The 11,861-nt window shown below is 69.1% G+C and carries 8 protein-coding genes; 2 read left to right on the forward strand and 6 right to left on the reverse strand.

From position 1 onward, the window contains the following. From BM009_RS10305 to BM009_RS10315, 3 genes are read right to left on the reverse strand one after another with little or no spacing between them, the layout of a single operon-like run. Positions 1 to 1,434 (reverse strand): efflux transporter outer membrane subunit, encoded by a 1,434-nt coding sequence (locus BM009_RS10305; RefSeq protein WP_093296549.1) that lies wholly within the window; start codon positions 1,432 to 1,434, stop codon positions 1 to 3. Further along, positions 1,434 to 4,604, reverse strand: a complete 3,171-nt coding sequence (locus tag BM009_RS10310; protein WP_093295957.1) for an efflux RND transporter permease subunit — start codon at positions 4,602 to 4,604, stop codon at positions 1,434 to 1,436. Before BM009_RS10310 ends, BM009_RS10305 begins: the two co-directional genes overlap by 1 nt. Continuing rightward, positions 4,601 to 5,788: an efflux RND transporter periplasmic adaptor subunit gene (locus BM009_RS10315; protein ID WP_093296550.1), complete on the reverse strand. Its 1,188-nt coding sequence runs from the start codon at positions 5,786 to 5,788 to the stop codon at positions 4,601 to 4,603. The genes BM009_RS10310 and BM009_RS10315 overlap by 4 nt, the downstream gene beginning before the upstream one ends. 157 nt (positions 5,789 to 5,945) lie before the next feature. Here BM009_RS10315 and BM009_RS10320 point away from each other — a divergent pair, with 157 nt between their 5' ends. Continuing rightward, complete coding sequence (locus BM009_RS10320) at positions 5,946 to 6,623, forward strand: response regulator transcription factor (RefSeq protein WP_093295959.1); 678 nt, start codon at positions 5,946 to 5,948, stop codon at positions 6,621 to 6,623. 35 nt (positions 6,624 to 6,658) lie between these two features. Continuing rightward, positions 6,659 to 8,026 carry a sensor histidine kinase gene (locus BM009_RS10325; RefSeq protein ID WP_093295960.1) on the forward strand — a complete coding sequence of 456 codons (1,368 nt, stop codon included), beginning with the start codon at positions 6,659 to 6,661 and terminating at the stop codon, positions 8,024 to 8,026. Here the strand turns inward: BM009_RS10325 and BM009_RS10330 are convergent. The 3 genes from BM009_RS10330 to BM009_RS10340 are packed head-to-tail and all read right to left on the reverse strand — an operon-like array spanning position 8,010 to position 11,848. Continuing rightward, positions 8,010 to 10,325: a TonB-dependent receptor gene (locus BM009_RS10330; protein WP_254772244.1), complete on the reverse strand. Its 2,316-nt coding sequence runs from the start codon at positions 10,323 to 10,325 to the stop codon at positions 8,010 to 8,012. The genes BM009_RS10325 and BM009_RS10330 overlap by 17 nt on opposite strands. Before the next feature lie 28 nt (positions 10,326 to 10,353). Then, positions 10,354 to 11,301: a FecR family protein gene (locus BM009_RS10335; RefSeq protein WP_093295962.1), complete on the reverse strand. Its 948-nt coding sequence runs from the start codon at positions 11,299 to 11,301 to the stop codon at positions 10,354 to 10,356. After that, positions 11,291 to 11,848 (reverse strand): RNA polymerase sigma factor, encoded by a 558-nt coding sequence (locus BM009_RS10340; protein ID WP_093295963.1) that lies wholly within the window; start codon positions 11,846 to 11,848, stop codon positions 11,291 to 11,293. The genes BM009_RS10335 and BM009_RS10340 overlap by 11 nt, the downstream gene beginning before the upstream one ends. Positions 11,849 to 11,861 lie beyond the last annotated feature (13 nt).

The raw sequence follows: 11,861 nt of genomic DNA on the forward strand, positions 1-11,861 counted from the left end.
TCAGCGGCCGGCGGACTGCAGGTCCGCCGGCGTGCTGCCCGAGGCCAGGTACAAGGCCACGCTGTCTGCCAGCCGGGCGCTTTTTGCCTGAACCAGCTGCACCGACGCCTGCGACGCCGCCGAGGAGGCGTTGAGCAGCTGGAGCGTGCCGAGCGCGCCCAGCTCCACCTGCCGCCGCGTCATCGCCAGCGTGCGGCTCGCCGCCGCATCGGCACGGGACGCGGCATCCAGCGCCTCGGCATCGGTGCGCAGCCCGGCGATCGCATCGTCGACGTCGAGGAACGCCTGCAGCGCCGTCGCCCGATACTGCGCCTTCGCCTCCTCCAGCGCCGCTTCCGCCGCACGCTGCTGGTGCTTGAGCTGGCCAGCATGGAAGATCGGCTGGGTGATGCCGCCGACGATCGAGAAGAACGGGTTGCCGTCCTGGAACATGTCGAGGAACTTGGTCGCCGACCCGCCCGCATTGCCGCTGAGCGTGATCGACGGCAGTCGCGCCGCGATCGCCGAGCCGACATCGGCAGCGGCACCGCGCACCTGCGCCTCGGCCGCGCGCACGTCCGGACGCGCCGCGACGATGTCCGCCGGAAGCGCGACCGGCAGGCTGGCGGGCAGCTGGAGCTCGGCGAGCGCCGGCAGGTCGCCGGCGGTGCCCGGCGCCTGGCCGGTCAGCGTCGCGATGAGCCCGGCCTGGTGCTGCGCCTGGCGGAGCAGCGGCGGTAGCGTCGCCTCGATCGTGGCGAGCGCAGTCTGCTGCGCGCCCACGTCGGCCTCTCCGATATCGCCGAGCTTGCGGCGCTTCTCGAGCAAATCGACCAGATCACGATTGTCGCGGATCGCCGATTGCGTCGCCTCGATCTGGGCCTGCAGCGCCGCATGCTGGATCACCGCGAGCACCAGATTGGCGACCGCGGTGGCCTGCGCCGCATGCAGCCGGTGCGCCGCCACCTCGGTCGCCGCGCGTGCCGAACGGACCTTGTTGCGCCCGGCACCGAACAGATCGAGCGGATAGGCGACGCTCAGCTGCGCGGTGTGCAGCGTGTAGAGATAGTCATTCTGGTCGGCGAGCGGACCGGACAGCGCCTTCGAGATCCGCGTGCGCTGCGCCTGGTAGCTTGCGTCCACCTGCGGCCCGGTGCTGCCCGACGCGGCCCTGGCCAGCTCCTGCGCCTGGCGCAGATTGGCCTCGGCAGCGGCAAGGTCGTTGTTGTGCACCAGCGCATAGGCGACGAGCGAATCGAGCTTGGCGCTGCCGAAGCCCTGCCACCAGTTGGGCACCACCGCCGCACCGGCGACGAGCTGCTGGGCCGCACCGCTCGAAGGGGCGATCGTCTCCGGCGCCTGCGCCGGCGGCGTCGGCACCGGATTGGTCAGGTCGTGCGGGCCCACCGTGCAGCCGGCGAGCAGGACGAGCGGAATCAGCGAATGCCGGCGCATCATGCCTGCTCCATCGGGGTGCCGTCGACATGGTGGCGACGGACGGTGTGGCCATGTGCGCCCTGATGGCGCGAGAATTTGAGGATCAGCGGCGGCAGCACCAGCAGGATCAGCAGCGGCGCCAGCGTCATGCCGCCCACCACCACCAGCGCCAGCGGCTTCTGTACCTGGCTGCCGATCCCCGTGGACATCGCCGCGGGCAGCAGGCCGATCGCGGCGGCGAGGCAGGTCATGATCACCGGGCGCAGCGAATGCTTCACCGTCGCCGCCATCGCGGTCGTGTGATCCATGTCCTCGTTGACGTTCTGGTTGAACGTACTGACCACCAGAATGCCGTCCATCACCGCAATGCCGAACAAGGCGACGAAGCCGATCGCGGCGGAGATGCTGAACGCCGTCCCCGTCAGCGCCAGCGCCAGCACGCCGCCCACCATCGCCATCGGGATGACGCTGAACGCCAGCAGCGTGTCCCGGATCGAGCCGAAGTTCGCGAACAGCAGCACCAGGATCAGCACCAGGCTGATCGGCACCACCACCTCCAGCCGGTTGACGGCGTTGGTCAGGTTGCCGAGCTCGCCCGCCCATTCGAGATGGTAGCCCGGCGGCAATTGGACGTGCTTCGCGATGCGCGCCTGCGCCTCCCCGATGGTGCTGCCCAGATCGCGCCCGCGGACGCTGAACTTGATCGGGACATAGCGTTCCTGATGCTCGCGATAGATGAACGACGCACCCGAGGTGAGCTTGACCGTCGCCACTTCGGACAGCGGCACCTGAATGATGCCGTTCCCGGTCGGCGACGGTGCGCCGATCTGGATGCGGCGGATCGATTCGATGTCGTCGCGCTGCGCGGCATCGAGCCGGGCGACGATCGGGAAGTGCCGGTCGGTCGACTTCTCGTAGAGGTCGCCGCTCGACTGGCCGCCGACCGCCGCCGCGACGGTGGAGTTGATGTCGTCCGGCGTCAGGCCGTAGCGGGCAGCCGCCGCGCGATCGACGTCGATCCGCACCGTCGGCTGGCCGAGCGAATCGGAGATGCCAAGATCGGCAACGCCCTTCACCTGCGCCATCTGCGCCTTGATCTGGTTGGCGATCGATTCGAGCGTCTCGAGATCGCTGCCATAGATCTTGAGCGAGTTGGAGCTCTTCACCCCCGACGACGCCTCTTCGACGTTGTCCTGGATGTACTGCGAGAATTCGAACTCGACGCCGGGGTACTTCGCCTGCAGCCTGGCCTGCAGCTCGGCGGTGAGCTTCTCCTTGGTCACGCCGCTCGGCCAGCTGTCGAAGGGCTTTAGCGGCGTGTAGAATTCCGCGTTGAAGAAGCCGGTGGGATCGGTGCCGTCATCGGGGCGACCGTGCGTGGAGACGACGCGATCGACCTCGGGATAGCTGGCGATGATCTTGCGGATGCCGTTCACCGCATCCTCGCCCGCTTCCAGTGAGATCGATGCCGGCAGACTGGCACGGATGTAGAGATTGCCCTCTTCGAGGTGCGGCAGGAACTCGACGCCGAGCACGCGGATCGTCGCGAAGGAGCCGAGCACCAGCAGCCCGGCCAGCGCGAAGGTAAGCACGCGATTGGCGATGGCGAAGGCAATGGCGGGCTCCAGCACGCGGCGGATCTGCCGCACCACGAACGTGTCGACCTCCTTCAGCTTGTCCGGCAGCAGCAGCGCGGAGAGCACCGGCGAGACGGTGAACGCCGCGAGCAGGCCGCCGGCGATGGCATAGGCATAGGTCTTGGCCATCGGGCCGAAGATATGGCCTTCCACGCCCGTAAGCGTGAACAGCGGCAGGAAGCTGGCGATGATGATCGCGGCGGCGAAGAAGATGCCGCGGCTCACATCGCTGGAAGCGTGCAGGATCGCTGAGAAGCGGTTGGCGGGGCTCGCATGGATCCGCCCTTCGGTGATCGCCTGCGATCGGTCCGCCAGCCTTCGGTAGATCGCCTCCACCATGATCACCGCCGCGTCGACGACGAGGCCGAAATCGAGCGCGCCGAGCGACAGCAGGTTCGCCGATTCGCCCTGGATGACCAGGATCAGCACCGCGACCGACAGCGCGAAGGGGATGGTGATCGCGACAATCAGCGCGCTGCGCAGGTCGCCGAGGAACAGCCATTGCAGGATGAAGATCAGCAGCACGCCTTCGAGCAGATTGTGCATCACCGTCTTGGTGGTGACGCCGATCAGGTCCGAGCGATCATAGATGCGCTCGATCTTCACCCCAGGCGGCAGCACGCCGCTGGTGTTGATCTCCTCGATCTCGGCCTTCACGCGGTTGATCGTCGGCAGCGACTGGGCGCCGCGCTGCATCAGCACGATACCCATGACGATATCGTCGTCCTGGCCCTCGCCGGCCACGCCGAGGCGCGGCAGGTTGGCGATCTTCACCTGGCCCACGTCGCGCAGCAGCACCGGCGTGGTGCCGGCGGTGCCGACCAGCACGTTGTTGATCGCGTCGACCGACTGGATCAGGCCCACGCCGCGGACGATCGCCGCCTGCTCGCCGAAATTGACCGTCTGGCCGCCGACATTCGAGTCGCTCTTGCCGATCGCGGCCAGCACCTGCGGCACCGTGATGCCGTGTGCGGTTAGCTTGTCACGATCGAGCTGGACTTCGTAGGAGCGCAGCTTGCCGCCCCAGCCGGTCACGTCGATCACGCCGGGGATGCGCTTGAAGCGGCGCTGGAGCACCCAGTCCTGGATGGTCTTGAGGTCCATCACCGAATAGCCGCTCGGCCCGGTGAGGCGATAGCGGTAGATCTCGCCGATCGGGCTGGTGGGGGAGATCAGCGGCTGGGCGTTGTTGGGCAGGTTACCGAGCTGCGAGAGGCGACCGAGCACCATCTGCTGTGCCTGCTCGTGCGTCACGTCATAGCTGAACTGGATCTTCACGTCGGACAGGCCGAACAGCGAGATTGAGCGCACCGCGGTGAGGTGCGGGAGCCCGGCGATCGCCACCTCGATTGGCGTGGTGACGTTGCGCTCCATCTCCTCGGCGGAGATGCCGTCGCTCTGCGTCACCAGCTCCACCATCGGCGGCACCGGATCGGGATAAGCCTCGATGTTGAGGTTGAGGAAGCCGATCACGCCCGCCGCGATCATGCCGATCAGCAGGGTGAGCACCAGCATCCGCTGGCGCAGCGCCATTTCGACGAGGCGGTTCATTCGCCGAGACCCGCCTCGTTGACGAACAGCGCACCCTTGGCGACGATCCGGTCGCCGGGGGCGAGGCCGCTGAGCACGCGGGTAAGCCCGCCATCGGTCTCGCCGATCTGCACCGGGCGACCATAGATAAGGCCGTCGTTGGCCTTCACCCAGACGCGGGTGGTGTCGCCCTCATGGATCACGGCGACGGCGGGCACGAGCACGCCCTTGCCGCTGTCGACGGGGCGGCGGATCGTGAACGACGCGAACATCTGCGGCTTCAGCTCGCCATTCGGATTGGCAATCGTCGCGCGCACCGGCAGGCGGTGCGTGGTGGGATCGAGGCCCGCGGCGACATTGTCGACCGTCGCGGTGAATTCGCGCCCGGGCAGCGCCGGCGTGGTGACCACCACCTGATCGCCGACGCGGATGCTCGCGGCCTCGCTCTCCGCCAGCTGGGCGACCAGCCAGACGCGCGCGGGGTCGGTGATCGTCATCACCGGCGTCGCGTTGCCGCTGCTCAGGAACTGGCCCGGCGCGACGTTGCGATCTGCGATGATGCCGGAGACCGGTGCGCGGTACACCGTGTAGGCGGAGGTGCCGACGCCTTCGGTCCTGCCGAACAGCGCGAGCCGGTCCTGCGCGGCGCGCTGGGCCGATTCGGCCTGGCGCGCGGCGGCCTGGGCGGCAACGAAGTCCGCCTGCGCCTGGAGATAGTCCTTCATCGCGCCGCCGGCGGTCTCGGTGATCGCCTTCTGCCGGGTAACATTGCCCTGCGCGATGCGCAGCGCCTCGGCAGCGCTGGCGCGCTGGGCACTGGCGCTGAGCAGGGTGTTGCGCGCGTCGATCAGCTCGGGCGAGGCGATGCGGAGCAGCGGCTGGCCGCGCGTCACGCGCTGGCCGGGCTCAACCAGCACCTGGAGGACCTGGCCCGAAAAGGGCAGCACGATCGGCGTGCTGTGATCGCCATCCGCCTGGATCGAGCCGCTGGCGCGGACCAACTCGACATTGGCGCCGCCCTGGACGGTGGCGAACTGCAGCTGTCCCAGCTGCTGCTGGGTCGGACGGAAGGCGCCCGGCGGCACCGGCGTGTCGGGGACGGGCTTGGGGGCCAGCGCGGCCTTCACAACCATCGCCAGCACGAGGATCGCGACTACCGCAACCACGATCGCCCCAACCAGCAACCCTTGCGAACGCGTCGTCATCCGGCGCGCTTCGGGCAGGGTGTTGCTTTCCAAATTATGTCCAGTCACCAGAACCACCTCTCGGGTGCAATATAGCAGACACACATCCGTTGCGGTCGATGCTGCAGCGCGCCATTAGAAGCGTCGGCTGACAGCAAACTTACGGGAAGATGAAATCGTGCGCGTGCTGATGATCGAGGACGACCAGCCGCTTGCGACTGCGCTGACCGAGGCGCTGAAGCGGCGCGGGGTGCAGAGCGATGCGGCGTCGAACCTTACCGACGGCCGGCAGATGCTTGAAGCTGCGCGCTATGCCGCGCTGCTGCTCGACCTCGGGCTGCCCGACGGCGACGGACTCGCGCTCATCCGCAGCCTGCGTGCGCAGAACGATCCGATCCCCGTGATCGCCGTCTCGGCCCGCAGTACGCTCGACGCACGGATCGCCGGGCTCAACGCGGGCGCCGACGATTATGTGGTGAAGCCCTTCGATGTCGGCGAACTCACCGCGCGGCTCCACGCGGTGCTGCGCCGGCAGGGTGCGCTGGCCGGCGCCGAACTTCGCTTCGGCAATGTCCGTTTCGACACGGTGTCGGGCGACCTGACGGTGGGCGATGCCGCCGTCCTGCTCACCGCCCGCGAGCGCCAGTTCGCCGCGCTGCTGCTCCGCCGCTTTGGCCAGGTGGTCAGCAAGCAGCTCGCAGAGGATCAGTTGTACGGCCTTACCGAGCCGGTGGGCTCGAACGCGCTCGAGGTGCAGGCCTACCGGCTGCGGCGCAAGCTGGAAGCCGCGGGCGCGACCCTGCGCATCGAGACCATTCGCGGCGTCGGCTATATGATGCGCGACGTCGTCGCCTGATGGCGGCCCTGCCCGCATTCCGATAGACCCGCGCAATGACATTCTGGCCGCGCTCGCTGATCGCCCGCATCCTGCTGCTCGAACTGGGCGCGATCGCGATCGCCGCGGTGGCGCTGCCCATGCTGCTTACCTCGTTCCTCCGCACCGAGGCGCACCGCTACGAACAGCGCATCCTCGCCGAGCAGGCACGGGCGATCGCCGATGGCGTCCGCCCTGGCGCAACCGGCCCGATCGTCCGGCTCGATCCGGCGATGGTCCGCCTCTACGCCTCGCCCTATGACGGCCGCGCCTTCGTCGTCGCCGATGGCGCCGGCCGGACGCTCGCCGAAAGCCCCTATGCCGACCTCGTGCCCTGGCGAGACGCGCCGCGGGCTGCCGAGCAGGTACCGTTCCGCGCAGGCGCCTTTGTGGGCGTCAGCCAGCCGGTACGGGTCGGCGCCGCCCGCATCTGGGTGATCGTGACCCAGGACCGCACCGGCCCCGGCGCGATCCTCGACGACGTCATCCACGGCTTCATCCGCCGCTATGATCCGGTGCTGATCTCGATCCTGCTGCTGCTGCCGCTGATCAACAGCGCGCTGATCGCCCGGCTGTTCTTCGCGGTGCGCGACGCCTCGCGCCAGGCCGCGGCGATCGGCCCGCACAATCTCGACGTCCGCATCGAGGAGGCGGGGCTGCCGCTGGAGGTGGCGCCGCTGGCGCACGCCACCAACGATCTTCTGGCCCGGCTGCAGGCAAGCTTCCGCAACCAGTCCGAATTCGTCGCCAATGTCGCGCATGAGCTGCGCACGCCGCTCACCGTACACCGGGTAGAGCTGGAGGGTGTGGAAGACCCCATGCTGCGCGCCCGGCTTCGGGATTCGGTCGATCGCCTCGGCCATGTCGTCGCCCAGCTCCAGGACCTCGCCACGCTGGAGGCGACGGCCGACGACAGGTTCGAGACGTTCGACGCGCGCCACCTCGCGCAGGAAACGATCGGCCTGCACGCCCCGCAGATCCTGGCGGCGGGCGATACCATCGCACTCGACGCGCCACCTGCGCCGGTGCCGGTGCGCGGCAATCCAGTGCTGGCGGGTCTCGCGCTCGCCAACCTGATCACCAACGCCAGCCGCCACACCCCGCCGGGCACCGCGATCGAAGTGCTGGTAGCACCCGACGGCGTGCTGCTGGTCCGTGACGACGGGCCCGGCATTGCCGCTTCCAATCCGCAGGACGCTACCGAACGCTATTGGCGCGCCGACCACCAGCGCTCCGATGGCGCCGGCCTCGGCCTGTCGATCGTCCGCCGCATCATGGACGTGCATCAGGGCCAGCTGACGGTGCAGAGCCGGCCGGGCGAGGGCACCTGCGTCTCGCTCCGCTTCCCCCTCGCTGCGGAGGCGGCAGCTACCAGCCCGTCGTGATCCCGATCCGCACGTTGCGCGGCCGCAGAGGGGTCAGCTGGTCGCGCAGGCCGAGGCTGAACGGATTGCCGAACGCGAACTGGTTGGCACGGCGATCGGTGAGGTTGTTCAGCGTGACGCTCAGTTCCGCCTTGCCGAGGCGCAGTGCGGCAAAGGCGTCGGCGGTCCAGTAGCGCCCTTGGCTCACGTCCAGAAAGTCGCCCGTGCCGAGCACCGAGCGACCGGTATAATCGGCCGAGAGCCCGATCCGCGGCTGCGCGGGTGCGGCTTCCCACGCATAGGATAGCCCGGCATGCGCGGCGAAGGGCGGGGTTTCGGGCAGGCGCCGGTTGTTGCGCTTGGACAGGTCGGCGATCGGCCCTTCGACATGGTTGTCGGTGAACAGGAACAACGCCTGCGCGCGCAGCCCGCGCACCGGCACCCAGTCGAGATTGCCCTCCAGCGTGACGATCTTCGCGTCGCCGATATTGGCGGTATAGGGCTGCCCCAATCGCGTGATCAGATCGGCCTGGACATTTTCCCACCAGGCTGCCGAGACGCTACCCGACGCAGCGAGCCCGGTCGGCCCGCGCCGCAGCTTGCGGATGCCCGTATCCACCACCGTGATCGCATCGGACTTGTAGTCCGCCACCCGGCCGATCCCCGGCGCGACGGCGAGACCGCCGGTCCGGTAGCCGGTCTGGAAGCGTGCGAACAGCGCGAGGTCCGATGCCAGCCGCCACGAGGCGGCGACGGTGGGATCGAGGCGCTGCGTCAGCCGTCCCTTGACGAAGTTGGTCGGACGGGCCTGCGCCGAGGGATCGCCATCGGTGCGCGCGCTCGAATAGCGCCCTCCGGCCGTTACCGACAGGCTGGGCGTGAGCGCAAAGGTCGCCTCGCCAAAGCCGGAGACGGCATTGGTGACGTTGGTGACGCCGACGATGCTGACGTCGCGCCCGGTCTGGGCGACGCTGCGGGTAAGCACGTCGCGATCGCTCACCACCGTGAAGCCTGCGACCCAGCTGTTGCCGTTGGGCAGCGAGCGCGACAGCCGCGCCTCTTGGCTGAGCAACTGCTTGTCGTGATTGGCGCGGTAGATCGTCCGCGGACCCAGCACCGCGCCGCGCGCACTCCGGGGCGTCGCGTCGAAGATCTCGCGCGTGTCGTAGCCCGTAATGCCGCTCGCCGAGACGAAGCGGAGGCCGCTGTCCCAGTCCTTGCTGACCACCAGCCGCCCGAACAGCAGCCGGTTGTCGAAGGGCTGGGCAAGCAATGTGCGGCGCGCCAGCATGCCCTCGGCACGCTCGGCATATTGGCCGTCGGCAGCGTCGATCCACTGCCCCGCCCCGCTCGCCTCCACCTGCCAGCCATTGCCGGGCGCGACGCGAACCGCCGCGCGCAGACCGCTGGTGTTGCTGCGGTTGACGTCCCGGATCCCGCGATCCTCGTCGCGGAGATAGCCGCCGTCGCGGACGTGATAGCCCACCAGCCGCACCCCGGCTTCGTCCTGCAGCAGCGGCAGGTTGAGCATGCCGGCGAGATCGTAGCCGGGCTCGGCGCCGCCCGTCGCGGTGATGCCGGCGGTAGCGGCCGTTGCGACGTCGTGCAGGTTCACCGCATTGGAGGTCAGGCGGATCACGCCGCCGATCGCGCCCGAGCCGTACAGGGTGCCCTGCGGCCCTTCGAGCACCTCCACGCTGGCCATGTCGTAGAGCCGCAGCCCCGGCTCGGGGCCCGAATAGTTGAGCTGGACGTCGTCGAGATAGACGCTGGTCGGCGCCTGGGTGCTGCCGTTGAAGCTGCTGTCGGCGATGCCGCGGATGAACACCTTGTTGCGCCCGGCGCCGAGTTGTGTGCTCTGCAGGATCGGCACCTGGTGTGCGGCATCGCTCAGCGTGCCGGCGGCAGTGCCTGGCAGTGCGCTGCGGTCCGCGACCTGGGTCAGGCTTCCCGGGTAGCGGAGCAGCGTGATCCGCTGCTTGCTGGCGGTGACGACAATGTCGGGATCCGGCGTCGGCGGGGGCGGCGGGGCGACCGTGGACGGAGCGGGCGTCGGCTTGCGCACGGTGGGGAGCGGCGCGCGTTCGATCCTGTAGCCGCCGCCGGCAAGGCGTCGGGCGCGATACCCCGTGTTCCTCAGCAACTGCTTCAGCGCGGCGTCGATGCTCAACGCGTCACGAACGGCAGACGTGCGGACAGACCGCAGCCCTACGTCGGTGCTGACGATGTCCGCGCCGGTCTGGCGCGCCAGCTGGCCGATGGCGACGTCGAGCGTGGTGGCCGGAAGCGTGATCGTGCTGCGTTGTGCGCGTGCAGGCACCCCGGGCAGCGCCAGGGCGAGCGCGAGACTAAGGGGCGCTAGGCCCCTGCTCCGCCAGAATCCACTGCCCCCCGTCACGACGCCACGTCGCCCCGATCAATTCGGCAAGGCGCGGCACATCGCGGCCGGCGACGCCCGAGAAATGAACGACACCGGTGAACGGCCTTTCCGACAGCGTGCCCCGCAGGGCGATATCGGTGCCGTAAAGCCGTTTCAGCGAGCCTGCAACCTGGCGCATGGGTTGCCCGGCGAAGCTCAGACGTCCGCTGCGCCAGCCGCCGACCAGGGCCGGGACGACCTGCGTGCGCGCGACCTCCCCACCATCGTCGCGCGCCGACAGCGCGTCACCGGAGCGCAGCGTCACCGCAGCGCTGCCCGGCTGGAACGCCACCGATCCCTCGGCAACGGCGACGCTCATCCGACCGTCGAGATGCGTGACGTTGAACACCGTGCCGAGGTCCTGCACCGCAACGTCCCCCACCTTGAGGGTGAACGCCGCCGCGCTGTCGTGGCGGACATGGAACAGCGCCTCGCCGCGATCGAGCGTCGCGACGCGCGGATTGGCATGATCGAGCGTCAGCTGGCTGCCGCCGCTCAATTCGATCCGGGTGCCGTCGCCAAGCGCCACCGTCCGCCGTTCCCCGTCGCGGGTGGCGACCTGGTAGGTCTGCGCGCGCGGCTGGATCGTCGGCACCACCGCAAGTGCGAGCGCGGCGGCGGCCGCGGCACCGCCCGCCCACCAGAGCCAGCGGCGCGGTACCGGAGCATTGTCGTTCTCTGCAGCCAATGCGGGTTCGGGAAAGCGTACCTCGGCGATCAGCCGATCCGCCGCCGCGACCCGATCATAGGCTGCGGCATGCGCGGGGCTTTCCTCGAGCCAGGCGACGAACGCCGACCATACGGCCTCGTCTGCCTCGGCCAGCCGCAGCTGCCAGGCAATCGCCGTCTCGATCGCGTCTGTCGTCTCAACCTGCACGGTCGGAACCCCTTTCAGTATCGAGACGATGCCCGCCCGCCAAACCCGCACCACCGGAATCGAGCCGTTCCTGAATTTTCTTGTAGGCGCGTTGCAGCAATTTTTCGACGCCGCTCACCGTGATCCCCAATTGCTCGGCGATCGCGCGCTGCGGCCGCTCCTCTATCCGGAACAGGCGGAGCGCGGTTGCCATGCGCTCGGGCATCTCGGCAATCGTGTCTTCCACCGCCTGCCATTCGCTGCGGGCGACGAGCGTGCGCTCGGCATCCGGCACTTCCTCGGCGCCGGGCTGCGTCTCCATCCAGCCCGCATCGCGGCTGCCGCGGCGACCGGCGGCGATGCGCCGATCGGTGGCGAGATTGGCGGCCACGCGGAACAGGAACGCCGCAGGCTGGGCGATCGGCTGTTCGGCCAGCTGGTCGATGCGCAGCCACATGTCCTGCAGCGCATCCTCGGCATCGTCGCGATTGCCGAGCCGCGCGGCGAGCAGGCGCAACAGCATCGGCCGCTGCGCCAGGAACACCGCCTTCAGCCCCTCGTCACCCACGCCCTTCCGATCC

This window comes from Sphingomonas sp. NFR04 (assembly GCF_900114095.1).
GTDB lineage: Bacteria > Pseudomonadota > Alphaproteobacteria > Sphingomonadales > Sphingomonadaceae > Sphingomonas.

Bases quoted from the DNA above. Each gene is read 5' to 3' on its own strand.
- BM009_RS10305 (WP_093296549.1), bottom strand. From the start codon at position 1,434: ATGCGCCGGCATTCGCTGATTCCGCTCGTCCTGCTCGCCGGCTGCACG.
- BM009_RS10310 (WP_093295957.1), bottom strand. From the start codon at position 4,604: ATGAACCGCCTCGTCGAAATGGCGCTGCGCCAGCGGATGCTGGTGCTC.
- BM009_RS10315 (WP_093296550.1), bottom strand. From the start codon at position 5,788: ATGACGACGCGTTCGCAAGGGTTGCTGGTTGGGGCGATCGTGGTTGCG.
- BM009_RS10325 (WP_093295960.1), top strand. From the start codon at position 6,659: ATGACATTCTGGCCGCGCTCGCTGATCGCCCGCATCCTGCTGCTCGAA.